The following is a 25665-nucleotide window of genomic DNA, read 5'->3' on the forward strand; positions in this document are numbered from 1 at the left end:
ACTCTCGACGCACAAAGGGCGGCGCAACAAATCGCCACCCCTGTCATCCGTCTCGATGGTTTCCATCTGCAATAGCCGCGAGGCTATTAAGTTTCGCTTAACCCTGTTTTTGCAGCCAAACCATGGATTTGGCGAGTCTTTTTGCGGGTTCGGCCGGCGCCGTCCGCAGCATTTTTGTTATCAGACATTACGCTGGAACCGGCCCGATAATTCCCCGAACCCCTCAATCAGGGCTTCGGTCCCATCGGCTTCTGCCATCCGGGCCTGGATATCCTGCAACCATGCCAGATTGGCCTCGCTGGAGTCCTCAGCCAAGGCCACTTCCGCATCTTTTCTCTCCCTAAGTAGGGCGTGGGTTTTCTGATGCAAGGCAACGAGTTGACGCCAGGTCGATAAAACATCCTCGCGCGCCGCGCCGATCTGCGCGCCCCACACCGCCTGGGTTGTGATTGATCGATCAACCCTTTGAAGAATCTGTAATAATCCGCCCGCTTCGAGGTCGGCCCGCATCTTCTCGGCCTGCTCCTCGACATCAGGGGAGTGGTGATGGTCGTGGGCAAAGGCCGCGATGATGGCCGCCCGCAGCTTGTGGGCCTCGGGATGGGCGAGCTCGAGGGCTGCCACCTCCTCGAGATGGTCGTGCAGCAGCCAGGGGTGGTTGATCAGGGATTGCAGGATCAGCGCCTCGCGGCGGGAGATCGCGCTGCGCTGACCGCGCATGATCGGGCTGTTGGCGAGCTGGGGGCTCGCCGCCTGATAGGGCCCCCGTGAAATCCCGGGGGTGGCGCCGCCCTTGGCACCAAACCGGCCGCCTTGGCCCCCTTGGGCCTGCCCGCGGGGGACAAATTGGCGGGATGATTCGCCGCCCCGGCCGCCGCCGAAATTGCCCCTGCCGTAGCCGCCGCGGCCATAACCGCCGCGGCCGCCCTCCGGGGCAAAATTGCGTTGCAGCCGCTCCTGCAGGTCCTGGCGATAATAGCGGCGCACCACCTCGTCGCGGATGCCGTTGGTCAATTCGCCGATCCGCGCCTCGAGCGCCGCGCGGCGCTCCGGCGTGTCGAAATTGCCACCCTCGATCTCGCGCGACCAGATCATCTCGGCGAGCGGCCGCGCGGCTGATATCACGTCCTCGACCGCGCCACGTCCGCCGGAGCGGGCGAGATCGTCGGGGTCCTGGCCTTCCGGCAGCAGCGCGAAGCGCAGGCTTTTTCCCGGCTTGAGCTGCGGGAGGGCAATGTCGGCCGCACGATAGGCCGCCTTCTGCCCGGCGCGGTCGCCGTCGAAGCAGAGGATCGGCTCGTCGACCATCTTCCAGAGCAGGCCGAGCTGGTTCTCGGTCAACGCTGTGCCGAGCGGCGCGACGGCGCCGGGAAAGCCCGACGTGACCATCGCGATGACGTCGACATAGCCCTCGACGACGATCAGCTGTGCGCCGTCATGCGCGGCCTGCCGCGCGGTGAACAGATTGTAGAGATTGTCGCCCTTGTGAAACAGCGTGGTTTCCGGCGAGTTCAGGTATTTGGCCGGAACGTCCTTCTCCAGCGCGCGGCCGCCGAACGCGATGACGCGGCCGCGGGCATCCGTGATCGGGAACATGACGCGGTCGCGGAAGCGATCAAACGGCACCGGCTTGTCCTCGCCGGACACCAAAAGCCCGGCCTCCACCATGTCCTCGGTGGAGATGCCCTGCCCGCCGAGATGCTCCTTCAGCGCGAAGCGGTCCGGCGGCGCATAGCCCATCCGGAACTGGAGCTGGGTTGCCGGCGAGATGCTGCGGTCGGCGAGGTAGCCGCGCGCCTTGGCGCCGTTGCGCGAGGCCAGCGTGTCGGCGAAGAATTTTGTCGCGAGTTCCATCACGTCGTGCAGGGTGCGGCGATGCTGCTCGTGCCGCGCCGCATCGGGCGTCACAGCCGGCAGCGGCACACCGGCCATCGCGGCAAGGCGTTCCACCGCCTCGGGGAACGTCACGCCCTCGGTCTTCATCAGGAAGTCGAAGATGTTGCCGTTCAGCCCGGACGAAAAGTCGAACCACGCCTGCTTCTGGTCGTTGACGAAGAACGACGGCGTCTTCTCCTGCTGGAACGGCGACAGCCCCTTCCACTCCCGCCCGGCCTTTTTGAGCTTGACGCGCCTGCCCACGACTTCCGAGACCGGAAGCCGGGCGCGCAACTCATCGAGGAATTCGGGCGTGAAACGCATCAGTTTGATTCTGGGCTCGGGCGACGAATCGCGGACAACCGGTTAGCCATATAGCGGGACGGCCCGGCATGACGAACAATGTGGGGCTTTTCCGGGCTATTCACAGGCTGGTCTGTCGGGCCCGGTCGAGCGGGCTACCCCCAAATCCACGGTGGAGAGCCGTTTCGGCCAACTTGAACCTTCCCCGCTTCCGGGATTGGATAGCGCCATGTTCACGACGTTCAGAGGCGGACAGAGCGGCGGCTGGAAGGTCACTTCCATCACGCGGGTGAAGGGCGAGACCTTGCCGAAGGTCGAGGCGCTCTCGGTGATCTCGAGTGACGCGATCGCGCTGCCGCTGTTGCCGGCGCAGACCTCCTGGCGGCTCGCCGGCGTCGCAAGCCATCTGCGCTACACCGAGAAGGAGGAGCGCGAGAAACTCATCGCCGTGCAGGCCGCACTCGGCCGCAGCGAGGCGACGCATGCGGCGCTGATCCCGATCAGGAAATCGGCTGCCTGGTGGGAGCTCACGCAGGAGGAGCGCCGCAAGATATTCGAGGACAAGTCGCACCACATCGCAGACACCATGAAATTCCTGCCGGCGATCGCCCGCCAGCTGTTTCACGCCCGCGACCTCGGCATGCCCTTCGACTTCCTGACCTGGTTCGAATTCGCGCCCGAACATGTCAGCCTGTTCGACGAACTGGTCGGCGTGCTGCGCGCGACCGAGGAATGGACCTTCGTCGAGCGCGAGGTCGACATCCGCGTGGTGCGGGAAGTGTAAGCCCTTGCCCCGGACGCAGCGCGGCACGCAGTGATGCGCTGCTGAGCCGGGGCCCATGATCGTGACACAAATGGGCCCCGGTTCTGCACAGCGGCACTTCGCGCCGCAGGGCGCCCGGGACACGAGCGTCAATGCTCGAGAAACTTTCCTGACGCGATCCGCGGCAACTCCGTGACCGGCCAGTTGTAGAAATAGGTCCACGCCTCGCTCGCGCTGCCGTCGGCGCGCGTGACCTTCAGCATCTCGCGGACATATTCGGTCGGCGGCGGAAACCCTTCGCCGCAGGCTTCGTACATGTCGAACTCGCGCAGCATGGCCTCGCGCTCGCGCAAGCGGAACAATTCACCGTGTACGATGTCGGCGGGATCGTCCGATGCCACGAGGCCCGGATAATGCTTCACCAGATAGAGCCGGCCGCAGCACTGCGCCGGCCCGAGGAATTCGGCATTGCCCGCGAGCAGCTTCGCCATCGGATGGTCGAAGCCGCGCATCAGCGTGCCATAGACGAAGAGAAGATCGGAGATCATGTGAGTTCTATGTCATTGCGAGCGAAGCGAAGCAATCCATCGTGCCACGAAATGGATTGCTCGCTGGCGATCTCCCGTCATCCTGAGGAGCGCGGAACGCGCGTCTCGAAGGATGCACGGCCCGGCTGGTGGCCGTCGACCCTTCGAGACGCGCTTCGCGCTCCTCAGGGTGACGGCTCTACATCAAGCCGCCGCCACCTCATCGGTCATGACGACGAACTTCGCCAGCGTCATGCGGCCAAAGCTCGTGGTGAGGGCTACGTCGGCGGCGTCGCGGCCGGTCGCCATCAGGATGCGGCCGATCCGCGGCGTGTTGTGGCGGGCATCGAAGGTGTACCACTGGCCGGACAGATAGACCTCGAACCAGCCGGAGAAATCCATCGGCGCGGGATCCGGCGGCACGCCGATGTCGCCGAGATAGCCGGTGCAGTAACGCGCCGGAATTCCCATGCAGCGGCAGAAGGTGAGCGCCAGATGCGCGAAGTCGCGGCAGACGCCGGCGCGGCTTTCATAGACGTCGTGCGCCGACTTCATGTGATGGGCGTGCTCGTAGCCGAACGTGACGTGGCGATGCACGAAATCGGTGATCGCCTGCACCCGGGCCCAGCCGGGCTGTGTATTGCCGAACAGCGACCAGGCGATATCGGTCAGCTTGTCGGTCTCGCAATAGCGGCTCGGCATCAGATAGAGCAGCATATCATCAGGCAATTGCTCGATCGGGACCTGCTGCGCCGCCGGATTGACGACGTCAGCCAGCCCGGAATCGCGCACCAGTGCGCTGCCGCGGAAGGTGACGCCACCGGCGGGCGCGACCAGACGCCCACAGACATTGCCAAAGCCGTCGCGATAGAGGCCGAACGGCACGTCTGGCTCGGTCACGATCTGCTCTGTACCGACGATGTCCGCGTAACGCGACGGATGGATCGACAGCATCATCACCATCGGCGTCGGCTGCGGAGCCGTGTAGGTGATCTCGAAGCCGACCCTGATCTGCATCGTCAGACTGTCTCCCGTTCTGCCGCGTCCTCACCGACCGACACGACCTTGATGTCGACGTCCATGCGCTGGAAAGCGTCAGGCGGACCAAGATAGACCCCGTGCAGCGGGACCGCCTGGCGCGGATCGCGCGCCACCGCGACGCGGATCAGGTCGCGCGTGCCGACGATGCCGTTGGTCGGATCGAACTCGATCCAGCCCGCGCTCGGCAGATAGACCTGCACCCAGGCATGGGTCGAGCCGCCGCCGACATAGCCATGCGCGCTGTCTGTGGGCATCGCGAGATAGCCGGAGACGAAGCGCGCGGCGAAGCCGAGCCGGCGCAGCGCCTCGATCATCAACAGCGCATAGTCGCGGCAGGTGCCGGACTTCGTCTGCAGCGTGTCGAGCGGATGCTGGGTGCCATGTTCGTGGCGCTTGCGATAGCTAAAGCTCTCGCGGATACCATGGGTCATGCCGCTCATGATATTGAAAGTCGGCGTCGGAGCCTCGACATCCAGGAAGCGCCGCGCCCAGGCCGACAGCTCGCCGTTCGGGTCGCCATATTGCGGCGTGACGAACTGCTGCAGATCAGGGAATTCCTCATCGTCGTAGAGAAACGGATAGAAGTAGGCGGCATCGTCAGGCGTCAGCGCGAATGTGTCGGCCGGATTATGCTCCACCGTCGCGGTCGAGACGAATGTCAGCGTGTCGGCGCGCTCGTCGAAGGCGGCGATCGCCGTACTGTTACCGAACACATCGTGGATCCAGCGCAGCGACATCGGCTGCGGATCGATCACAAGCGCACTGTCGAGCACGCGCAGATCGTGGCCGTCGCGGGGACGCAGCATGATGCGGTGTTCGCCGAACGCCACCGGGCGCGCGTAGCGATAAACGGTCTTGTGATGAATGGTCAGCAGCGGCATCTTCAAACAATCATCGTGATTTCGGACCGCTTAATCTATAGAGAATGCTGCTCGATTCCAGACCAGCATGCCCCTTGAATAGGCAAAGTTGAGGAAAAGGCCCTTGAATTACGGCAGTGATCCATCGTTCCTGCTCGCAAGCACCGACGTTTCACCGGTTCTTGAACATAATGCCTCCGGCCGCTCGCCGTTCCTGTTCACCTGCGACCATTACGGCAGGCTGATTCCCTCTCCGCTCGGCGACCTCGGCCTGCCCGAAAGCGAGCTCGTGCGGCACATCGCCTGGGATGTCGGCATCGCCGGCGTCGCGACCCAGCTCTCCGACCGGCTCGATGCGCATCTGATCGCGCAGCGCTATTCGCGGCTCGTGATCGACTGCAACCGTCCGCCGCATGCCGCAAGCGCGATCCCGCTGATCAGCGAGGCCACCACCGTTCCCGGCAATGAGGGCCTGTCGCGCGAGGCCGCCGAGATGCGCCGCGCGCAGATCTTCGATCCCTATCACCGGCGCATCGACGAGATCATCGACGCACGTGCGCAACAGGGCATGGCGACAGTGCTGGTGTCGCTGCACAGCTTCACACCGGTTTATTCCGGCATCGCCCGTCCCTGGCACATCGGCACGCTCTACCACCGCGACACGGTGCTGCCGCCGCGGCTCTTGAAGCAGCTGCGCAACGAGGGCGATCTCGTGGTCGGCGACAATGAGCCCTATGCGGTCAGCGACGAGACCGATTACACGATCCCGGCGCACGGCGAGAAACGCGGCCTGATGAATTCCGGCATCGAGATCCGCCAGGACCTAATCTCCGATCAGGCCGGCGAGACGGCGTGGGCCGAGCGGCTGGCGCGCGTGCTCGGCGAGATCGAGACGGCGCTACGCGCGGAGGCGCTGATCTAAGACGTAGAACGGGCAGCTAGCCCGTCTTATTCGTCAGAGTGCGCCTGAGAGGCTGGCGAGCGTGGTGTAAAGCGCTGATGCGGCGTAGGATTCGGTTGCAAAGCCAACCCCATCACCTCAACCGCGAACGCCAGGCCCGCCATGACCGATGATACGATTCTGCCCTTCTCGTTTCCAGCCGTTCACGCCAAGAAAGTCACAGCTGCCTTCGATGGCGGTCGGCTGACCTCGAACGGGGGCGTGATGCTTCTGGCTATGGCCGAGCGGCGTCTCGGCTTGGCCGACAATTTGGCCCGGGTGTTCCCGGATCGGCGCGATCCGACGCGGGTCGTGCACAGCCTTGTCGATATGTTCCGCGCGCGCATGTTCGCGATCTGCTGCGGCTACGAGGACGCCGACGACCTCGATCATCTGCGGTCCGATCCCGCATTCAAGCTGGCCTGCGGACGGCTGCCGGACACGGGTCGCGATCTGTGTTCCCAACCGACGCTGTCGCGGCTGGAGAATGCTCCGCGCCTGCGCGACGTGATCCGACTGACCTACACTTTGGTCGACGCATGGATGGATAGCTACCCGCGCGAGCCGGCATCCGTCACGCTCGACATCGATGATACCTGCGATGTCGTCCACGGCCATCAGCAGCTCTCGCTGTTCAACGCTCATTATGACGAACGCTGCTTCCTGCCGATCCACGTCTACGACACGGAGAAGAGCCGGCCCGTGGCGGTCGTGTTGCGGCCCGGCAAGACGCCGGGCGGCGTCGAGGTGCGTGCCCATCTGCGCCGCCTGGTACGGCATATCCGGACGCGGTGGCACAACACGCGAATCACGTTCCGTGGCGACGGGCACTATGCCCGGCCGGAGGCAATGGCGTGGTGCGAGACCAACGGCATCGACTACATCTTCGGTCTGTCCGGCACCAAGCCGCTCGCCAGAAAACTCGACGAGGCCGCCGACGACATCCGCACGCGACGCGCCATCGAGAACCTGCCGGTTCTGCGTGGCTATACCGAGACGCGCCACAAGGCCAAGTCCTGGGATCGCGAACGGCGTACCGTCGCCCGTATTGAGGCGACGATGCTCGGCCTCGACATCCGTTTCGTCGTCACCAGCCTCGATGTCGGCTCGGCCGAGTGGATCTACGACAGCCTGTATTGCGCGCGCGGCCAAGCCGAGAATCTGATCAAGCTGCATAAGACACAGCTCGCCTCCGATCGCACCAGCTGCCGTTCGGCGCTCGCCAATCAAGTCCGCCTCGTTCTCCACACCGCCGCTTATTGGCTGATGCTGACCGTGCGCGACGCGATTCCCAAAGCCCGGGAATTGGCCACAGCCGAGTTCGCGACGCTGCGTCTTCGTCTCTTGAAACTCGCTGCCCGTGTCGTCGAGACCACGAGCCGCATTCGCCTTGCGTTTGCCGCGGCATGTCCCGAAGCCGACCTGATCCGCGGCTTGCCAGGCGCGCTGCTGCCGCTCGGTCCTTGACCGGCGGGGCGTCCGCCCCCCGTTCGCCCAACCTACACCTCAAGCGCGTTGCAAAGTACGGGTCGGTCAGGCGGTGAAAAGCCGAAGGCAATCCCGCGCGCCTCGTCAGAGCAGATGTGCGGCCACATCAATCGGACTAAAAAAAGCACTCTCACGAATAGGACGGGCTAGGAGCCCGTCCAGATATGTTTTCGTGACGGGCATTTGTTGTAGAGTAGCAGGCTCAGGCTGCGTTTGCGAGGTTGAACAGCTTGAGGAGGTTATGGACGGTGCAGATCATTGTCCACTCGGCGCGCACTTTCTCGATGCCCCGCAACAGGAACTGGCGGAAGCCTCTTGCCTGTTTGATCTGCCCGAACACCGGCTCCACCACTTGCTTTCGCAATCGGTAGGGTGTTTCGAAGCCGCCATCGTCGATCTTCTTTCGCATGGCCTGTGTCAGCGGGCCGCCGACTTTTCCGTTCGCTACTGTCGGGTGCTTGGCGCGTCCGGGCGCGACATAGCCATCGATGCTGCGTGTGTCGAGCGCTTCGAGATTGGCTTCGCTGCAGTAGCCGGAATCCGCTGAGGCCTGCCGCGGCTTGCGGCCAAGATTGCTCTCGATGGCCTCGATCAGGGGCACCAACTGGCCCTGATCGCTGCCGTGCTGGGTCAGTTCTTGCGCGACAATGATCTGGGCATGTGCATCGACGGCCGCCTGGGCATTATAGGCCTGAACGAAGCCATCCTTCGACTTCATGATGCGGCTTTCCGGATCGGTGAAGTTGCGTTGCGCCTTGGGATTGGGTTCCTCCGATGGCAGCGCCGCCGGTTTGCCCGGCTTCTTGCGGCCTTCGGCCTGGCGCTGCTGTTCCTTTTCGGCCTCGATGCGGCGCTCTTCCTCCGCCGCCAGTTTGGCGTCCGCTTCCAGCGCCGCCATCGCTTGCTGGATCTTCGCCAGCCGTTTCTGCTTGTCGACGGTCCAGTCCGGCAGTTCGTCGCTGTTGCCGAAAGTCTCATCCTCCGAGGCATCCGCCGCCTCGGCGGCCGCCAGCATGCGAGCGACCTCGGCCTTCAATTCCGCCTCGCGCTTCTTCATGCGCTCATAACTCATCGCCTTGTGTTTCGACGCGTTCGCCTTGATCTTCGTACCATCCAGCGCGACATGACCGAGCTTGACCAGCCCGGCCGTCTCGCACAACTTCAGAACCTGCACGAATAGCGCGCCGAGCGCCTTCAAATGTCGCTTGCGAAAGTCGCTGATCGTCCGAAAATCCGGCGCATCCAGCGCCACGATCATCACAAAATCGTTCCGCTCCCGGCAGGCCTTGGCAATCCGACGCGACGAATACAGCCCACTCGCATAGCTATGCAGCAGCAGCGCCACCATCATCCGCGGATCAAACGGCGGCTGCCCAAGCCCGCTCACATAGCTGCCCATGATCTCCCTGAGATCGAGGCTCTCCCGCACCAGATCAACCATAAACCGCGAGACATGGCCTTTCGGCACGAAGTCCTGCACATTCGGCGGCAGAAGCAGCGTCTGATCGATGTTCCAAGGCCGAAAATACTTGCTCATCGCCCAATGTTGAATCAGACCCGACCAGATTTGAACAGCGACTATCCAGACAAGCTCCTAGCCCGTCTTATTCGTGAGAGTGCTTTTTTTAGTCCGATTGATGTGGCCGCACATCTGCTCTGACGAGGCGCGCGGGATTGCCTTCGGCTTTTCACCGCCTGACGACCCGTACTTTGCAACGCGCTTGAGGGATGGGTTGGGCGAACGGGGGGCGGACGCCCCGCCGGTCAAGGACCGAGCGGCAGCAGCGCGCCTGGCAAGCCGCGGATCAGGTCGGCTTCGGGACATGCCGCGGCAAACGCAAGGCGAATGCGGCTCGTGGTCTCGACGACACGGGCAGCGAGTTTCAAGAGACGAAGACGCAGCGTCGCGAACTCGGCTGTGGCCAATTCCCGGGCTTTGGGAATCGCGTCGCGCACGGTCAGCATCAGCCAATAAGCGGCGGTGTGGAGAACGAGGCGGACTTGATTGGCGAGCGCCGAACGGCAGCTGGTGCGATCGGAGGCGAGCTGTGTCTTATGCAGCTTGATCAGATTCTCGGCTTGGCCGCGCGCGCAATACAGGCTGTCGTAGATCCACTCGGCCGAGCCGACATCGAGGCTGGTGACGACGAAACGGATGTCGAGGCCGAGCATCGTCGCCTCAATACGGGCGACGGTACGCCGTTCGCGATCCCAGGACTTGGCCTTGTGGCGCGTCTCGGTATAGCCACGCAGAACCGGCAGGTTCTCGATGGCGCGTCGCGTGCGGATGTCGTCGGCGGCCTCGTCGAGTTTTCTGGCGAGCGGCTTGGTGCCGGACAGACCGAAGATGTAGTCGATGCCGTTGGTCTCGCACCACGCCATTGCCTCCGGCCGGGCATAGTGCCCGTCGCCACGGAACGTAATTCGCGTGTTGTGCCACCGCGTCCGGATATGCCGTATCAGGCGGCGCAGATGGGCACGCACCTCGACGCCGCCCGGCGTCTTGCCGGGCCGCAACACGACCGCCACGGGCCGGCTCTTCTCCGTGTCGTAGACGTGGATCGGCAGGAAGCAGCCTTCGTCATAATGAGCGTTGAACAGCGAGAGCTGTGATGGCCGTGGACGACATCGCAGGTATCATCGATGTCGAGCGTGACGGATGCCGGCTCGCGCGGGTAGCTATCCATCCATGCGTCGACCAAAGTGTAGGTCAGTCGGATCACGTCGCGCAGGCGCGGAGCATTCTCCAGCCGCGACAGCGTCGGTTGGGAACACAGATCGCGACCCGTGTCCGGCAGCCGTCCGCAGGCCAGCTTGAATGCGGGATCGGACCGCAGATGATCGAGGTCGTCGGCGTCCTCGTAGCCGCAGCAGATCGCGAACATGCGCGCGCGGAACATATCGACAAGGCTGTGCACGACCCGCGTCGGATCGCGCCGATCCGGGAACACCCGGGCCAAATTGTCGGCCAAGCCGAGACGCCGCTCGGCCATCGCCAGAAGCATCACGCCCCCGTTCGAGGTCAGCCGACCGCCATCGAAGGCAGCTGTGACTTTCTTGGCGTGAACGGCTGGAAACGAGAAGGGCAGAATCGTATCATCGGTCATGGCGGGCCTGGTGTTCGCGGCTGAAGGTGATGGGGTTGGCTTTGCAACCGAATCCTACGCCGCATCAGCGCTTTACACCACGCTCGCCAGCCTCTCAGGCGCACTCTGACGAATAAGACGGGTTAGCGCAGCAAAGACGGCGCGAAGAGCACGTCGAGATACGTTCCACGCAACTATACTCTAGTCACATAAAATCATCCTCGCAATCGTATGTCGCGGAGCCTTCTGTCGATCTCGGTATCACCGTTCTCACAGTTGCCAATTTCGGAAAGATATCGCGCGGCAGCGCCTTTTCGCTGCCATTCACCATCACTGTTCTTATCCAATTTTCTGACATCTCTGGGTCGAGAACCATATTGTCGGCGTCAACCTCGACAAACCCCAACTTCTCCCCACGGGCTCTTGCTTCTGGATTAGCCGGACGCAAATTGAGCAACGGCCTTTAGCCGTCCATTCGAAGTTGATGCTCGAGCAGAATATCGCCAGCGTTCTCGACAAGCGGATGAACGACCTGAAGATCTACACTCGAGGTAGTCCCCGTTCGCCCAGGAAACAGCTCCCGCCATCGCTTGACGTCGAACTCTGTCATGCTGTCGCCGCCTTCCATTCTTAGAAGCCCGACACTCTTGTTTCCTAATTGGTAGCTGAAGTATCGCGCATTATCGGAATCTCGAGTTGTTCCATAGTCCTCAGCAATTTCCGCAGTTCGCCCTGCTCTTGCGGACACGAAATCTGAGTACTCTTGCGGGTTGTCGGCGATGTACTTGATCTTTTCGCCGTGATAGGTCTGAGCTGCCTTTCTGAACGACGACCTATTGATCTCCACCACAGGAGGGTTTTGAACGAGCGAATACGGTCTTGTTGCCGACGATGAGCTGCCACTGGGGCCTGGCGCAGCCAAGCGCATATTGGCGAACGCATCCGCGAAGCTGTTTGCATCCCCTTGCTCGTCAGCTTCGACAAAGCGTGAGGATTGGAAGTGGACAAGCCATTGATCCGATTATACATGGCGATTGGTGCTCCCAGCGGGCATACACTTCCGCATTTGGTTCAGGCTTGTTAAACTCGGCGGAGTTGATAGGCTGACTGCCTTACCAAAACCTGACGCGAGACCGTGAATGCCCTCCCATCCTTTCGGCAAGCTTTCCTAAAGCGGCACCAATGCACGTCGCATTGGCGTTGCCGGGATTGGTGAGGCTACGAGCATGGCTCGCAATGTCAGCCTATCAGGAGCGGGTTCGATCGATAGTTCTCCTATTGAATCAGCCGTCGAACGCTCTCCTTCTGATGCCGCGCGCCATGCTAGACGTATGCCCAGATCGCAGTCTCGATAAGTCCGGGGGAGCGCGCGGCCTGCTAACAGTTACCAGAATTCGCGACAACCAAGTATCCACCAACCATGACCAACCATGGATAGGCGCGAGACTACAGCCTTTCCGGATTTTGAATCCACCAGATGGGGCAGCCACCGCAGCCTGATGGCTAGACAACGGAGAAGCACCTCGACATTGCCGGAGCCGGCTATTCGACGGTGACCGATTTTGCTAAATTGCGCGGCTGATCCACATCCGTCCCCATAACGACGGCAGTATGATAGGCTAAAAGCTGAACCGGGATGGCATAAACCATGGGCGTAAAGCTTCCACCCATGTCCGGCATCACAATGGTCATGAGCGTGTCCACCGTCGCTTCCGAAGCGCCCTTCGCATCAGTGATCAAGATGATGTTGCCGCCGCGAGCCGCGACTTCTTGCATGTTCGAGACAGTTTTCCCGAAGACCGCGTCGTATGGCGCGATCACCACCACGGGCACCGTCTCATCAATCAATGCAATCGGTCCGTGCTTGAGTTCGCCAGCGGCGTAGCCTTCTGAATGGATATACGAGATTTCCTTCAGCTTGAGCGCACCCTCCAGTGCCAGGGGGGCCGATGTGCCGCGGCCGAGATAGAGCACATCGCTCGACTTGGCGACATGACGCGCGAGTTTCTCGATCTGCGGCTCGATCAACAGCGCCGCAGCAATCAGCCGCGGCACTTCGATAAGCTCGCGGACAAGCTTCGATTCATCGATCTCGTGCAGTTTACCGCGCTCTTTGCCTGCTGCCAGGGCAAGCGCCGCCATTACCACTAGCTGACAGATGAACGCCTTGGTGGAGGCGACGCCGATTTCCGGTCCCGCCAGCGTCGGCAGCACGGATTCGCTCTCACGCGCAATCGTCGAGGTCTGGACGTTGACTACAGATATCGTGTGCAGACCCTGGCTCTTGGCGTAACGCAGCGCAGCCAGTGTGTCGGCAGTCTCCCCCGACTGCGAGATGACGATCGCGAGATCGCCCTTGCGCAAAGGCGCCTCCCTGTAACGGAACTCGGATGCCACATCGATTTCGACCGGCAGGCGTGCTAACCGCTCGAACCAGTATTTGGCGATGTGACCGGCATAGCTTGCCGTGCCGCAGGCCGTAATCGAGATTCGCTGAATCGAATTGAAGTTGAACGGTAGTTTGAGCGGCAGGGCTACGCGCTCGGCGCCGATATCGACATAATGAGCCAATGTCTGCCCGGCCACCATCGGCTGCTCGTGGATTTCCTTAGCCATGAAGTGGCGGTAATTCGCTTTATCTACCAGGAGTGACGACGCGCCTGACTTTGATGTTTCCCGGTGGACGATAGTGCCGTCCGCGTCGTAGATCATACAAATCGAGCGGGTAAGCACGGCCCAGTCGCCATCTTCAAGATAAGTAATGGAATCGGTCAAGGGTGCGAGCGCGATCGCGTCCGATCCTAGATACATTTCGCCATTGCCATGCCCAATCGCAAGGGGTGATCCCTTGCGCGCACCGATCAAAAGATCGTCGTGGCCTTTGAACAGGAATACCAGCGCGAAGGCTCCGTGCAGCCGCGGCAGCGACGCCTGCACCGCATGCTGTGGCGAGTAGCCATTCATGAGATAGGATTCAACGAGATGCGCCACCACCTCGGTGTCGGTCTCTGAGCTGAAATGAGCTCCATTCTGTCCCAGTTCGGCTCTCAGCTCGCGGAAATTCTCGATGATCCCATTATGAACGACCGCGACATTTTCCGTCGCATGCGGATGGGCATTTCTTTCGGTAGGCCTTCCATGAGTCGCCCATCGGGTGTGACCAATGCCGATATGACCCGATAGCGGATGCCGGTGTAGCCGCTCGGCAAGATTTCTCAATTTGCCTTCAGCGCGCCGCCGCTCGATACGGAGACCTTCGAGCGTCGCAACGCCTGCGGAGTCGTAGCCACGATACTCCAACCGCTCGAGCGAAGCGACCAACTGTCCAACGACCGGACCACGCCCCAGGATGCCGACAATTCCACACATGCTGATCAATGCAGCCCAAGTTCGCGAAGCCGCGGCTTCCGAATGGCCTGCTGTCGACGTGGTTGCGGGGCTGCTCTAGCGTGTGTTGCCATTTGTTACTGGAAATGTTTGTCGCGCTCGTTCAGGCGAACATGCGATACTCGGACAGATGCATGCTCCGCTTGTCGAGATCAGACTAAACGATCAATATCGATAGCTCGATTGTACGAAGGTAAACTTTCGATATCGAAACGTTCGAAGAACTATACAAGTGTTTGCAAGCTCCCCGTATTTCCTGCACCAGCAGAAGCGATGTCATCGATATGGTCGATGAGCTTGCTGCGCCCTAGGCTGAGTGTTCTGTTGGAGGTTGAGTGAGCGGTACGCATTGTGGGCTGCGATATCTATGCACAGGCTGTGGCTGGGTGTCGGCCTGCATGCTGCGATTCTATCAATGCAATGCCGATCTCCTAACTTGCAACTGGCTAACCTCAGCACGTCGCTTTATCCGGCCACGATAAGCCAGGTCCGAATGATTGTAATATTGGGATAGAGCAACTGCCGGATCGGTATAAATCAATGTATATAGTGTGCATGGATATATGATGTGTATGATCGGAGCTGACGATCGCTTTCCTCTAGTTGCGGGTGTAGCGCGCTTGAGCATCTAGATCTCTCGCAGCCGCTTCGCAACTGGCGTTCTTAAGGGGGGCTCTTTACGGCGCAACCAATAGAGACCATGGCGGCTCAGAATTCAAAGCGGCGCGTGGCGCTGATCACCGGCGTCACCGGGCAGGACGGCGCGTATCTTGCCGAATATCTGCTTGGCCTCGGCTACACTGTGCACGGGATCAAGCGCCGCTCGTCCTCGTTCAACACCGCGCGGGTCGACCATCTCTACCAGGACCCGCATGCCGGCAACGTGCCGTTCCTGATGCACTACGGCGACATGACGGATTCGACCAATCTGATCCGGCTGATGCAGCAGATCCGGCCGACCGAGATCTACAACCTCGCCGCCCAGAGCCACGTCCAGGTCAGCTTCGAGAGCCCGGAATATACAGCGAACGCGGACGCCATCGGCGTGCTGCGCCTGCTGGAAGCGATCCGCATCCTCGGCATGGAAAAGGAGACGCGGTTCTATCAGGCCTCGACCTCGGAGCTCTACGGGCTCGTGCAGGAGGTGCCGCAGAAGGAGACGACGCCGTTCTATCCGCGCTCGCCCTACGGCGTCGCCAAGCTCTACGGCTACTGGATCACGGTGAACTATCGTGAGGCCTATGGCATGTTCGCCAGCAACGGCATCCTGTTCAACCATGAGAGCCCGATCCGCGGCGAGACCTTTGTGACGCGCAAGATCACGCGCGCCGTCGCCCGCATCGAGGTCGGCCTGGAGAGCAAGCTCTATCTCGGCAATCTCGATGCCAAGCGCGACTGGGGCCATGCCCGCGACTATGTCGAAGGCATGCACAAAATCCTGCAAGCCGACGAGCCTGATGATTTCGTGCTCGCGACCGGCGAGACGCGCTCGGTCCGCGAGTTCGTCGAGCTGGCGTTTGCGGAGGTCGGCCGCGGCATCGAATGGCGCGGCAAGGGCGTTGAGGAGATCGGCGTCGACAAGGCGTCCGGCAAGACCCTGGTGCAGATCGATCCGACCTATTTCCGCCCGACCGAGGTCGATCTCCTGATCGGCGATGCCAGCAAGGCGCGCGCCAAGCTCGGCTGGGCGCCGAAGACGCCGTTCGCGCAGCTGGTGAAGGAAATGGTCGCCAGCGATCTCGCTGAGGCCAGGCAGGACGCGGGCAATGGCAAGCACGTTTGAACTGAAGGGCAAGACGGTTTTCGTCGCAGGCCATCGCGGCATGGTCGGCTCGGCGCTGATGCGCCGGCTGGCGCGCGAACAGGCCGATCTCTTGACATTGTCGCGCAGCGGGGTCGATTTGCGCGACCAGGCCGCGGTGAACGCCTGGTTTGCCGCGAAGCGGCCGCAGGCCGTGTTCCTCGCTGCCGCCAAGGTCGGCGGCATCGTCGCCAACAACACGCTGCGGGCCGAATTCCTCTACGACAATCTCGCGATCTCGACCAATGTGCTCCAGGCCGCCCATGCCAATGGATGTGAGAAGCTGATGTTCTTCGGCTCGTCCTGCATCTATCCGCGCCTGGCGCCGCAGCCGCTGCGCGAGGATTCGATGCTGACCGGCCCGCTGGAGCCGACCAACGAGCCCTATGCCATCGCCAAGATCGCCGGCATCAAGATGGCCGAGGCCTATCGCAGCCAGTACGGAGCCGATTTCATCAACGTGATGCCGACCAACCTCTACGGTCCTGGCGACAATTATCATCCCGAATACAGCCACGTCGTCGCCGCGCTGATCCGCCGCTTCCACGAGGCCAAGGTCTCAGGCGCAACCAAAGTCGTGGTGTGGGGCACCGGGACGCCGCGCCGCGAATTCCTCTATGTCGACGATCTCGCCGACGCCTGCATCCACCTGATGAAGACCTATTCCTCGCCGGACCTGGTCAATATCGGCACCGGCGCAGACATCACCATCGCCGAGTTCGCACTCTTGGTGGCGGCGGCCGTCGGCTATCGCGGTGAGATCAGCTTCGACACGTCGCGCCCGGACGGCACCCCGCGCAAGCTGCTCGACGTCAGCCGTTTGGCCAGGCTCGGCTGGCGTGCCCAGACCTCACTGGAGGAAGGCATTAAGTTGACGTACCGGGCGTATCTCGGCCAGAGCAATAAAGGCCACCAGAGTGATCCAGCTCATCCCCGGCAAGTGGGCTTAAGGGAAGGCAATCCTGCACGACGAGTCCGCGGCGACTCTCCCGGCCGTCCGTCAGCCCAGGCCACTCGGTAATATCTACTCCGTGAACGGCCTTCTTCTCAACACAGCGACCGGTTGGATCCTCACCATGTACATGCTGGCCAGCATGCGGATCAACCGGCTTGCATCACGACGCAGAATGATCATGATCGCGGATGTGTTGTTCTACTCCGCCGAAGTCGACAGTTGATAAGCGCGATCTGAAGTCGATGCTGAGCCGCGATCGATCATTGAGTTGGAACGCGCCAATATTCCTCTTCAGCCATGTCCAGCGATAGTCCGTCATCAGCACCCACGGCGATAGCGTGACGATGCAGAACTACGAGACGGAAAGCCTTTGAGGATCTTTTGTTTTCCAAGCTAGTTTAGCCTGAAGGCGCCAAAAATCGAGCGCCACGGTGTGAGCCGCCGCGGCGAGCCTGATTAGCACGAACGCAGGAATCGTATGCGAGCCTCTTCTACGCGAATTGCGCGACGGCACCGGCCGCGGCCGGCTCGACTCTTGGGCATATTCGCGAGCGGACAACGACAACCCAAGTTGGCCGCATTGAACTTGCTGTTAGAGCGCTACCCCTCGCCTCCATTCGCACGCTGACGCGCGCGCCGAGCTTTGCGAAAGCTCCTGTCCGCCGCCATGAACCTCGCCAGCATAGGTGCGATCAGCTTGGCTGGATCCTGAACGGGTTGTCCCGTTTCCTGGGCCAGGATTTCAGCGTAGGCAGCGAGGTCCCGGTGGACGCTTGCCGGCAGTTCGTGCGCCACTTTGATCGGTTTGTCGTCTTCGATCGCTCCAAGCTTGAGCTTTGCCATCGCGTTATCCTATATATGGTTCGAGCACCAGGTCGCGGTTGACGATCACCCTCACCGGGAATCCCTGGCGGATCGTCAACGTTGGCTGGATGTTGAGATTGCGGCGAACCAGCTGCTGTCCTGTCTGATTTGCGGAATCCTCCGCTCCACGCCGGAGCGCAGCAATGAGGTCGCTGTTGGTGTTGCCTGCGTCCGCGCCCGAATTGACCTCCGTGCCAACAGCGAGCAGTGTCGAAACCGCTGCTGCGCCCAAGAGCTATTTCCAGTGATTGTCGACCTCGTCCTCGAGGCCGGCGTATCCAGATGCATCTGCGCCAGGCTGCCGTTCCAGGACGATCGAACGCCCGTTCGGCATAATCAGCCGCGTCCAAACCAACAGTACGCGCGACTGGCCAAATGCCACCTGGCTGTCGTAGGTGCCGATCAGCCTTGCCCCCTGCGGGATAAGGCGCGCTCGCCGCGTTGGACTGTCATAGACAGCTTCCGTCACCTGCGCCGTGATCTGCCCCGGCAGATCGGATCGAATGCCCGTGATGAGAGCGGCCGGAATGACTGTGCCGGCCTGCACCACAAACGGCGAAGCTGGCCTCACGAGGCGATCCGGACTGGTCGTCCGGCGGTCGACGGATGCGCTGACGAAGGCAAGCTTCCGTTCCTGGCCATTCTGGGCGAACGTTTCATCAGATGATGTCGTGGCATTCGAAGGCGTTTCATTGGCCGATGTCACAGCAGTTGAGGGACGGACATTGGTGCTGGCACAGACCTTGCTGGTACGCGCCGACTTGTGCTTGTCGTGAGGGTCGATCACACGCAACCCCGCTGACGCAGCATGTACCACATCAAGAAGGTGCTTCATTCTCATATGATATTCGCCGGTGCCACGGCCGAACGCAGCTTCTAAGACCGTGCCTTCTGCTTCTCAGTCAACCTGAATAGCGTTGGCTACATCGTCTCGTATTTTCCCGTACATGTGGATGATGCGCGAGCCACCGAGAAACTGCTCTATGAGAATCCGGTCGTGTCCCCAGTGATGGTGTAGCTCGGTAGAGCAAAGCCGCCCGCACGCGCGCCTCAAATAGCGCCGTAGCGGGCGGGCGGCTTTGCGGTGGTCATCGGCAGTTCTCCGGTAGGATCGGGTTGCGACACGCCAACGCAACCGAGGAATCACCGATGACCGACGATATGATGAACCTGCGCACGCTCGTGGAGAAGACCCCCGATGCCGATCTGTTGCGCGAGATGATCGGCTTTGCCGCCCAGCGGCTGATGGAGCTGGAAGTCGAGGGCCACACCGGGCGGCCTACGGCGAGAAGAACCCCGAGCGTCTGGCGCAGCGCAATGGCTACCGCGACCGGATCTGGGAGACCCGCGCCGGCGCGGTCGAATTGCGCATCCCCAAGCTGCGCAAGGGCTCCTACTTCCCAGGCTTCCTAGAGCCGCGCCGGATGGCCGAGAAGGCGCTCACCGCCGTGGTGCAGGAGGCCTACGTGCAGGGCGTCTCGACCCGTTCGGTAGACGACCTAGCCCGTCTTATTCGTCAGAGTGCGCCTGAGAGGCTGGCGAGCGTGGTGTAAAGCGCTGATGCGGCGTAGGATTCGGTTGCAAAGCCAACCCCATCACCTCAACCGCGAACGCCAGGCCCGCCATGACCGATGATACGATTCTGCCCTTCTCGTTTCCAGCCGTTCACGCCAAGAAAGTCACAGCTGCCTTCGATGGCGGTCGGCTGACCTCGAACGGGGGCGTGATGCTTCTGGCGATGGCCGAGCGGCGTCTCGGCTTGGCCGACAATTTGGCCCGGGTGTTCCCGGATCGGCGCGATCCGACGCGGGTCGTGCACAGCCTTGTCGATATGTTCCGCGCGCGCATGTTCGCGATCTGCTGCGGCTACGAGGACGCCGACGACCTCGATCATCTGCGGTCCGATCCCGCATTCAAGCTGGCCTGCGGACGGCTGCCGGACACGGGTCGCGATCTGTGTTCCCAACCGACGCTGTCGCGGCTGGAGAATGCTCCGCGCCTGCGCGACGTGATCCGACTGACCTACACTTTGGTCGACGCATGGATGGATAGCTACCCGCGCGAGCCGGCATCCGTCACGCTTGACATCGATGATACCTGCGATGTCGTCCACGGCCATCAGCAGCTCTCGCTGTTCAACGCTCATTATGACGAACGCTGCTTCCTGCCGATCCACGTCTACGACACGGAGAAGAGCCGGCCCGTGGCGGTCGTGTTGCGGCCCGGCAAGACGCCGGGCGGCGTCGAGGTGCGTGCCCATCTGCGCCGCCTGATACGGCATATCCGGACGCGGTGGCACAACACGCGAATTACGTTCCGTGGCGACGGGCACTATGCCCGGCCGGAGGCAATGGCGTGGTGCGAGACCAACGGCATCGACTACATCTTCGGTCTGTCCGGCACCAAGCCGCTCGCCAGAAAACTCGACGAGGCCGCCGACGACATCCGCACGCGACGCGCCATCGAGAACCTGCCGGTTCTGCGTGGCTATACCGAGACGCGCCACAAGGCCAAGTCCTGGGATCGCGAACGGCGTACCGTCGCCCGTATTGAGGCGACGATGCTCGGCCTCGACATCCGTTTCGTCGTCACCAGCCTCGATGTCGGCTCGGCCGAGTGGATCTACGACAGCCTGTATTGCGCGCGCGGCCAAGCCGAGAATCTGATCAAGCTGCATAAGACACAGCTCGCCTCCGATCGCACCAGCTGCCGTTCGGCGCTCGCCAATCAAGTCCGCCTCGTTCTCCACACCGCCGCTTATTGGCTGATGCTGACCGTGCGCGACGCGATTCCCAAAGCCCGGGAATTGGCCACAGCCGAGTTCGCGACGCTGCGTCTTCGTCTCTTGAAACTCGCTGCCCGTGTCGTCGAGACCACGAGCCGCATTCGCCTTGCGTTTGCCGCGGCATGTCCCGAAGCCGACCTGATCCGCGGCTTGCCAGGCGCGCTGCTGCCGCTCGGTCCTTGACCGGCGGGGCGTCCGCCCCCCGTTCGCCCAACCTACACCTCAAGCGCGTTGCAAAGTACGGGTCGGTCAGGCGGTGAAAAGCCGAAGGCAATCCCGCGCGCCTCGTCAGAGCAGATGTGCGGCCACATCAATCGGACTAAAAAAAGCACTCTCACGAATAGGACGGGCTAGGAGCCCGTCCAGATATGTTTTCGTGACGGGCATTTGTTGTAGAGTAGCAGGCTCAGGCTGCGTTTGCGAGGTTGAACAGCTTGAGGAGGTTATGGACGGTGCAGATCATTGTCCACTCGGCGCGCACTTTCTCGATGCCCCGCAACAGGAACTGGCGGAAGCCTCTTGCCTGTTTGATCTGCCCGAACACCGGCTCCACCACTTGCTTTCGCAATCGGTAGGGTGTTTCGAAGCCGCCATCGTCGATCTTCTTTCGCATGGCCTGTGTCAGCGGGCCGCCGACTTTTCCGTTCGCTACTGTCGGGTGCTTGGCGCGTCCGGGCGCGACATAGCCATCGATGCTGCGTGTGTCGAGCGCTTCGAGATTGGCTTCGCTGCAGTAGCCGGAATCCGCTGAGGCCTGCCGCGGCTTGCGGCCAAGATTGCTCTCGATGGCCTCGATCAGGGGCACCAACTGGCCCTGATCGCTGCCGTGCTGGGTCAGTTCTTGCGCGACAATGATCTGGGCATGTGCATCGACGGCCGCCTGGGCATTATAGGCCTGAACGAAGCCATCCTTCGACTTCATGATGCGGCTTTCCGGATCGGTGAAGTTGCGTTGCGCCTTGGGATTGGGTTCCTCCGATGGCAGCGCCGCCGGTTTGCCCGGCTTCTTGCGGCCTTCGGCCTGGCGCTGCTGTTCCTTTTCGGCCTCGATGCGGCGCTCTTCCTCCGCCGCCAGTTTGGCGTCCGCTTCCAGCGCCGCCATCGCTTGCTGGATCTTCGCCAGCCGTTTCTGCTTGTCGACGGTCCAGTCCGGCAGTTCGTCGCTGTTGCCGAAAGTCTCATCCTCCGAGGCATCCGCCGCCTCGGCGGCCGCCAGCATGCGAGCGACCTCGGCCTTCAATTCCGCCTCGCGCTTCTTCATGCGCTCATAACTCATCGCCTTGTGTTTCGACGCGTTCGCCTTGATCTTCGTACCATCCAGCGCGACATGACCGAGCTTGACCAGCCCGGCCGTCTCGCACAACTTCAGAACCTGCACGAATAGCGCGCCGAGCGCCTTCAAATGTCGCTTGCGAAAGTCGCTGATCGTCCGAAAATCCGGCGCATCCAGCGCCACGATCATCACAAAATCGTTCCGCTCCCGGCAGGCCTTGGCAATCCGACGCGACGAATACAGCCCACTCGCATAGCTATGCAGCAGCAGCGCCACCATCATCCGCGGATCAAACGGCGGCTGCCCAAGCCCGCTCACATAGCTGCCCATGATCTCCCTGAGATCGAGGCTCTCCCGCACCAGATCAACCATAAACCGCGAGACATGGCCTTTCGGCACGAAGTCCTGCACATTCGGCGGCAGAAGCAGCGTCTGATCGATGTTCCAAGGCCGAAAATACTTGCTCATCGCCCAATGTTGAATCAGACCCGACCAGATTTGAACAGCGACTATCCAGACAAGCTCCTAGTGCAGGCAATGGGGATGAGCGGCATCTCCAAGAGCCAAGTGAGCCGGCTGTGCGGCGAGATCGACGACAAAGTGAAGGCGTTCCTCGCCCACCCGATCGAGGGCGACTGGCCGTATCTGTGGATCGACGCCACCTATGTGAAGGTGCGCCAGAATGGCCGCATCGTCTCGGTCGCGGTGATTGTCGCGGTCGGCGTCAACAGTGACGGCCACCGCGAGGTTCTCGGCATGGATATCGGTCCCTCCGAGGCCGAGACGTTCTGGACGGCGTTCCTGCGCAAACTTGCCCGCCGCGGCCTGCGCGGCGTCAAGCTCGTCGTCTCCGACGCCCACGAGGGCATCAAGGCCACCGTCGCCAAGGTGCTCAACGCCGGCTGGCAACGGTGCCGCGTCCACTTCATGCGCAACGCGCTGGCGCACGCCGGCAAGAGCGGGCGGCGCGTCGTCTCCGCCTTCATCGCCACCGCCTTCGCCCAGGACGATGCCGAAGCCGCAACGGCGCAGTGGCGTAAGGTCGCTGATCAACTCCGCCCCAAGCTGCCCAAGCTTGCCGACTTCCTCGACGAAGCGGAGACCGATGTGCTGGCCTACATGAATTCCCGCCGCAACATCGCACCAAGCTGCACTCCACCAACCCAATCGAGCGCCTCAACGGCGAGATCAAGCGGCGCACCGAGGTGGTTGGCATCTTCCCCAACGAGGATGCCATCGTCCGCCTCATCGGCGCGATCCTGCTCGAGCAGAACGATGAATGGGCCGTCCAGCGTGCCCGTTACATGACACTGGAAACCATCGCGCCGTTGAGTAAGGCGTCGGGTTCGCTCGCGACCTTTGCTTCCTTCAGGATTTTACCCTGGGCATCCACAACGCACACGCTCGACAGTTCCAATGACACGTCGATTCCGGCCTAGTTCTCCACGGCAACCCTCCGTCTCCGGATGCTTGGGCCGACTCAAGTCGTGACCCCGTTTGATCAGGGGACAGCCACCATCATGCCCCCTTTGCTCGGAGCAGGGCCCCTTACCGCATCTAGCCTGACCAGGCCGCGCTCTGCGGCTGATCGGTCGTCTTGAGCGATGCTTCGAGTTCTGCGATTAGCGCGCTGTGCCTGTTCTTGTCCGCTATTGGCGGGCAGCTATCGCCGATCGCAATTGGCTTTCGAAGATGAGCGATATCGGCAGCGACAAATTCGTCGAGTGTCATGGCAGTCACCTCCTTTCTGCCTGACATCCGCAGCATGAGAGGTTAAGAGAGCGTAAAGACCTAGCGTCTCGCCCATAGGGCTGAGAAGACCTTCGCCTTTCCGCGCGGCATATGCCTAGCGCCTATCAGCCCCAACAGAATGACTTTGGCATGCATAGACGACAGTGCGGTGCTGCGCGGCGTTGATAAGTCCGGTGGCTCCGGATTTGCAAGATTATCGGAGCGAGCCGGCCTCACATAGCCAGGACTCTTTCCAAGGTGCAGCAAGATGGATGGTTGGATAGTGACGGTCGCCATCCTCAAGGAAGACAGCGACGACGAACAGGCATGTAACCTTGCGGTCAGCCGTGAAGCTGCCCCTGAAAGACTGCGGGGGCAAAGGCCGCAATGCTAAACTGCCCGATCGAAGAGAAGCAGTTGCAAAGGCCCGGCGTGGAGCCCGGCGAGCTGATCGCTATACTCGATGACTAGATCGATCCAATCATCTCGCGACCCCAACGTCACTAAAAGCGCTGCACGTCTGATCTCGCTCACCCGCGTCCGATTGATGACATGTGTCCGGAAGCCGCCATTTGAATTGCGAGTAATTGCTCGGGCCAAAGCTGGAAGCGCTGCGTTCTGCCTCTCCTTCAAGCAGAGTTGCATTTCGACTATTTGGCACGCCGGTTGCTACCCCCTTATGGCTTGGTTGCTTACTGATGAACCTCGTGAGACGGCCAAGTCTCCACCAGCAACTCGTGCGGGCGGCTCCTTCCGCCGTCCGCACGCTTTTCACGGTGCTGGCCTTAGCGCCGCGCTTCGTGTGGATCGTGACCTGTGGAAAGGCTGCGCAGCTTTTCGCCTCTTTTGCGTCGCGACGGTCTGGCATGCGAGTTGCTGAGGGACGTTTGGACTCGGCTTCTCATACTTTCGCGCAACCCCCATGAGATGGCGAAGTCCGCGCAGCCTTGCGCTAGCGCGAGCGGCTCCTCCAGCCGCTCGCGCTTCTTTCGGTAGCATCGGCCTAGTGCACGCTGTGGAGATCATGCCATGACCCGTGAAGGGGCGTTAAAGATCGCCATTGAGGCGCTCACACAATGGTCTCAAGGGAAGGTCGCAACGGCCGTCGTGCTTGCCGCGATCGCGAAGCTCGAAGCGCGTAGGCCGACACCTAGGCGGCCTCCAAAACGGAAGCTTTCTTCCATAACGGGGATGCGCGCGTTAAAGTTACGCCCTAGCAATGTCAGGCCCCTAGGGTCGCGCTGCCATCCTCCGGATATCGAGCAGGAGTACACCGAAGTATTCGAAGAGCGCGAGATCGCTGCATATCACGAGGCGGGGCATGCAGTGATTGCTCGCGCACTAGACATAGAGGTCGCGTGTGTTGCCATCATTCCTTTTATGGGTCGCATTGGGCACGTGTGGCACGAGAAGGCCAGTCCCAAGACTGAAATCTTGATCACGATGGCAGGGCCATTCGCGGAAGCTCGCTTCACCGGCCGGCTGCTTTGTGCTGGCGATGACGAAGCCAACATCACCAGCGCAATGACGCAATTGCCGGAGCCGCGCGAGCACTATGAGGCGAAAGCAAAGACGCTCGTGGCGGAAAGCTGGCGCGCTATCGAAATTGTCGCGGAAGAACTATTGATCGGAGCTGGCAGGCTCTACGGCCCGATGCTTGATTTGGCTATTTGCTGCGCTGCCCCCGGCGTCCCCTAGCGATCGATGATCCCGGCGAGGATGGCTTTGGCGCGCACGGAGACGGCCATGTAGTGCTGTGCCGCTTTGATAGACTTGAGCCTTCCCGGGTCATTCTGTGCGATGTTGGGATCAGATAGGAGGCGCTGGAACCGCGCTCTGCGCCACGCCTGCACACGGCGGAGGCGTGGCAGGATGGCCGACCGCGCGACAGTGTCGATCCGCTCAAACTTGCTCGCCACGGCGGCTTTCCTCCAAGTCGTAGCCTAGCGCAGCTCGCGCTACGCATGGAAGAGGGTCCCGTGATCC

Annotated in this window: 18 protein-coding genes and 4 pseudogenes; 9 read left to right on the forward strand and 13 right to left on the reverse strand. The window is 61.7% G+C overall.

The features are described from left to right. Nucleotides 1–180: 180 nt before the first annotated feature. The gene (gene dnaG / locus HAP54_RS01490) at nucleotides 181–2199 is read right to left on the reverse strand and encodes a DNA primase (RefSeq protein WP_175619349.1); all 2019 of its coding nucleotides are present in this window, start codon (nucleotides 2197–2199) and stop codon (nucleotides 181–183) included. Between the two features lie 208 nt (nucleotides 2200–2407). Here dnaG and HAP54_RS01495 point away from each other — a divergent pair, with 208 nt between their 5' ends. Beyond that, nucleotides 2408–2962 carry a chlorite dismutase family protein gene (locus tag HAP54_RS01495; RefSeq protein ID WP_166298578.1) on the forward strand — a complete coding sequence of 185 codons (555 nt, stop codon included), beginning with the start codon at nucleotides 2408–2410 and terminating at the stop codon, nucleotides 2960–2962. A 128-nt stretch (nucleotides 2963–3090) separates the two neighbouring features. Here HAP54_RS01495 and HAP54_RS01500 read toward each other — a convergent pair whose 3' ends face one another. The 3 genes from HAP54_RS01500 to HAP54_RS01510 all read right to left on the reverse strand — a co-directional run bounded on the left by HAP54_RS01500 (nucleotide 3091) and on the right by HAP54_RS01510 (nucleotide 5390). Beyond that, nucleotides 3091–3489, reverse strand: a complete 399-nt coding sequence (locus tag HAP54_RS01500; protein ID WP_166298579.1) for a gamma-glutamylcyclotransferase family protein — start codon at nucleotides 3487–3489, stop codon at nucleotides 3091–3093. Nucleotides 3490–3672: 183 nt separating this feature from the next. Then, nucleotides 3673–4485: a transglutaminase-like domain-containing protein gene (locus tag HAP54_RS01505; RefSeq protein ID WP_166298580.1), complete on the reverse strand. Its 813-nt coding sequence runs from the start codon at nucleotides 4483–4485 to the stop codon at nucleotides 3673–3675. A gap of 2 nt (nucleotides 4486–4487) precedes the next feature. Further along, nucleotides 4488–5390 (reverse strand): transglutaminase family protein, encoded by a 903-nt coding sequence (locus HAP54_RS01510; RefSeq protein WP_166307306.1) that lies wholly within the window; start codon nucleotides 5388–5390, stop codon nucleotides 4488–4490. 103 nt (nucleotides 5391–5493) lie between these two features. On the opposite strand from HAP54_RS01510, the gene HAP54_RS01515 reads away from it, so the two are divergent. Continuing rightward, nucleotides 5494–6291: an N-formylglutamate amidohydrolase gene (locus HAP54_RS01515; RefSeq protein ID WP_166298581.1), complete on the forward strand. Its 798-nt coding sequence runs from the start codon at nucleotides 5494–5496 to the stop codon at nucleotides 6289–6291. Nucleotides 6292–6432: 141 nt separating this feature from the next. Then, the gene (locus HAP54_RS01520; protein WP_166298582.1) at nucleotides 6433–7776 is read left to right on the forward strand and encodes an IS1380-like element ISBdi2 family transposase; all 1344 of its coding nucleotides are present in this window, start codon (nucleotides 6433–6435) and stop codon (nucleotides 7774–7776) included. Between the two features lie 223 nt (nucleotides 7777–7999). Here HAP54_RS01520 and HAP54_RS01525 read toward each other — a convergent pair whose 3' ends face one another. From HAP54_RS01525 to glmS, 4 genes and pseudogenes are all read right to left on the reverse strand, one after another. After that, a complete protein-coding gene (locus HAP54_RS01525) occupies nucleotides 8000–9334 on the reverse strand; it encodes an IS1182 family transposase (protein WP_166202952.1) in 1335 nt (444 codons plus the stop codon). A 227-nt stretch (nucleotides 9335–9561) separates the two neighbouring features. Beyond that, nucleotides 9562–10904: pseudogene (locus tag HAP54_RS01530) on the reverse strand (IS1380 family transposase). A gap of 442 nt (nucleotides 10905–11346) precedes the next feature. After that, nucleotides 11347–11733 (reverse strand): hypothetical protein, encoded by a 387-nt coding sequence (locus HAP54_RS01535; protein ID WP_275949058.1) that lies wholly within the window; start codon nucleotides 11731–11733, stop codon nucleotides 11347–11349. A 692-nt stretch (nucleotides 11734–12425) separates the two neighbouring features. After that, nucleotides 12426–14252, reverse strand: coding sequence for a glutamine--fructose-6-phosphate transaminase (isomerizing) (glmS, locus tag HAP54_RS01540; RefSeq protein ID WP_166298583.1), 1827 nt, complete (start codon nucleotides 14250–14252; stop codon nucleotides 12426–12428). A 718-nt stretch (nucleotides 14253–14970) separates the two neighbouring features. On the opposite strand from glmS, the gene gmd reads away from it, so the two are divergent. Both gmd and HAP54_RS01550 read left to right on the forward strand, forming a co-directional pair. Next, on the forward strand, nucleotides 14971–16053 hold the full coding sequence (gene gmd, locus HAP54_RS01545) for a GDP-mannose 4,6-dehydratase (RefSeq protein WP_166298584.1): 1083 nt from the start codon (nucleotides 14971–14973) through the stop codon (nucleotides 16051–16053). Continuing rightward, on the forward strand, nucleotides 16037–17092 hold the full coding sequence (locus HAP54_RS01550; protein WP_283843094.1) for a GDP-L-fucose synthase family protein: 1056 nt from the start codon (nucleotides 16037–16039) through the stop codon (nucleotides 17090–17092). Before gmd ends, HAP54_RS01550 begins: the two co-directional genes overlap by 17 nt. A 534-nt stretch (nucleotides 17093–17626) precedes the next feature. Here HAP54_RS01550 and HAP54_RS01555 read toward each other — a convergent pair. Both HAP54_RS01555 and HAP54_RS01560 read right to left on the reverse strand, forming a co-directional pair. Continuing rightward, nucleotides 17627–17869 (reverse strand): DUF2274 domain-containing protein, encoded by a 243-nt coding sequence (locus HAP54_RS01555; RefSeq protein ID WP_029085104.1) that lies wholly within the window; start codon nucleotides 17867–17869, stop codon nucleotides 17627–17629. A gap of 4 nt (nucleotides 17870–17873) precedes the next feature. Further along, nucleotides 17874–18653: pseudogene (locus HAP54_RS01560) on the reverse strand (TrbI/VirB10 family protein); the annotation flags it as partial. A 386-nt stretch (nucleotides 18654–19039) separates the two neighbouring features. Between HAP54_RS01560 and HAP54_RS01565 the strand changes: the two are divergent. Both HAP54_RS01565 and HAP54_RS01570 read left to right on the forward strand, forming a co-directional pair. After that, nucleotides 19040–19398, forward strand: a pseudogene (locus HAP54_RS01565) (transposase); the annotation flags it as partial. 116 nt (nucleotides 19399–19514) lie between these two features. Next, a complete protein-coding gene (locus tag HAP54_RS01570) occupies nucleotides 19515–20858 on the forward strand; it encodes an IS1380-like element ISBdi2 family transposase (protein ID WP_166204320.1) in 1344 nt (447 codons plus the stop codon). A gap of 223 nt (nucleotides 20859–21081) precedes the next feature. Here HAP54_RS01570 and HAP54_RS01575 read toward each other — a convergent pair whose 3' ends face one another. Next, nucleotides 21082–22416 carry an IS1182 family transposase gene (locus tag HAP54_RS01575; protein WP_166202952.1) on the reverse strand — a complete coding sequence of 445 codons (1335 nt, stop codon included), beginning with the start codon at nucleotides 22414–22416 and terminating at the stop codon, nucleotides 21082–21084. Nucleotides 22417–22473: 57 nt separating this feature from the next. Between HAP54_RS01575 and HAP54_RS01580 the strand changes: the two are divergent. Then, a pseudogene (locus HAP54_RS01580) lies at nucleotides 22474–23282 on the forward strand (IS256 family transposase); the annotation flags it as partial. Nucleotides 23283–23505: 223 nt separating this feature from the next. Here HAP54_RS01580 and HAP54_RS01585 read toward each other — a convergent pair. After that, nucleotides 23506–23679 carry a hypothetical protein gene (locus HAP54_RS01585; RefSeq protein ID WP_165123024.1) on the reverse strand — a complete coding sequence of 58 codons (174 nt, stop codon included), beginning with the start codon at nucleotides 23677–23679 and terminating at the stop codon, nucleotides 23506–23508. Nucleotides 23680–24708: 1029 nt separating this feature from the next. Here HAP54_RS01585 and HAP54_RS01590 point away from each other — a divergent pair. After that, nucleotides 24709–25377: a hypothetical protein gene (locus HAP54_RS01590; RefSeq protein ID WP_165128053.1), complete on the forward strand. Its 669-nt coding sequence runs from the start codon at nucleotides 24709–24711 to the stop codon at nucleotides 25375–25377. Here HAP54_RS01590 and HAP54_RS01595 read toward each other — a convergent pair. After that, complete coding sequence (locus tag HAP54_RS01595) at nucleotides 25374–25598, reverse strand: hypothetical protein (protein ID WP_166298585.1); 225 nt, start codon at nucleotides 25596–25598, stop codon at nucleotides 25374–25376. The two genes, HAP54_RS01590 and HAP54_RS01595, sit on opposite strands and share 4 nt — an antisense overlap. Nucleotides 25599–25665 lie beyond the last annotated feature (67 nt).

Origin of the sequence: Bradyrhizobium sp. 2S1 (assembly GCF_011516625.5) — a bacterium.
GTDB classification, from domain to species: domain Bacteria; phylum Pseudomonadota; class Alphaproteobacteria; order Rhizobiales; family Xanthobacteraceae; genus Bradyrhizobium; species Bradyrhizobium septentrionale.

Excerpts from the sequence above, each read along its gene's own strand:
- dnaG (WP_175619349.1), bottom strand. The coding sequence starts at position 2,199 with ATGCGTTTCACGCCCGAATTCCTCGATGAGTTGCGCGCCCGGCTTCCG.
- HAP54_RS01495 (WP_166298578.1), top strand. The coding sequence starts at position 2,408 with ATGTTCACGACGTTCAGAGGCGGACAGAGCGGCGGCTGGAAGGTCACT.
- HAP54_RS01500 (WP_166298579.1), bottom strand. The coding sequence starts at position 3,489 with ATGATCTCCGATCTTCTCTTCGTCTATGGCACGCTGATGCGCGGCTTC.
- HAP54_RS01505 (WP_166298580.1), bottom strand. The coding sequence starts at position 4,485 with ATGCAGATCAGGGTCGGCTTCGAGATCACCTACACGGCTCCGCAGCCG.
- HAP54_RS01510 (WP_166307306.1), bottom strand. The coding sequence starts at position 5,390 with ATGCCGCTGCTGACCATTCATCACAAGACCGTTTATCGCTACGCGCGC.
- HAP54_RS01520 (WP_166298582.1), top strand. The coding sequence starts at position 6,433 with ATGACCGATGATACGATTCTGCCCTTCTCGTTTCCAGCCGTTCACGCC.
- HAP54_RS01525 (WP_166202952.1), bottom strand. The coding sequence starts at position 9,334 with ATGAGCAAGTATTTTCGGCCTTGGAACATCGATCAGACGCTGCTTCTG.
- glmS (WP_166298583.1), bottom strand. The coding sequence starts at position 14,252 with ATGTGTGGAATTGTCGGCATCCTGGGGCGTGGTCCGGTCGTTGGACAG.
- gmd (WP_166298584.1), top strand. The coding sequence starts at position 14,971 with ATGGCGGCTCAGAATTCAAAGCGGCGCGTGGCGCTGATCACCGGCGTC.
- HAP54_RS01550 (WP_283843094.1), top strand. The coding sequence starts at position 16,037 with ATGGCAAGCACGTTTGAACTGAAGGGCAAGACGGTTTTCGTCGCAGGC.
- HAP54_RS01555 (WP_029085104.1), bottom strand. The coding sequence starts at position 17,869 with ATGGCAAAGCTCAAGCTTGGAGCGATCGAAGACGACAAACCGATCAAA.
- HAP54_RS01570 (WP_166204320.1), top strand. The coding sequence starts at position 19,515 with ATGACCGATGATACGATTCTGCCCTTCTCGTTTCCAGCCGTTCACGCC.
- HAP54_RS01575 (WP_166202952.1), bottom strand. The coding sequence starts at position 22,416 with ATGAGCAAGTATTTTCGGCCTTGGAACATCGATCAGACGCTGCTTCTG.
- HAP54_RS01585 (WP_165123024.1), bottom strand. The coding sequence starts at position 23,679 with ATGACACTCGACGAATTTGTCGCTGCCGATATCGCTCATCTTCGAAAG.
- HAP54_RS01590 (WP_165128053.1), top strand. The coding sequence starts at position 24,709 with ATGACCCGTGAAGGGGCGTTAAAGATCGCCATTGAGGCGCTCACACAA.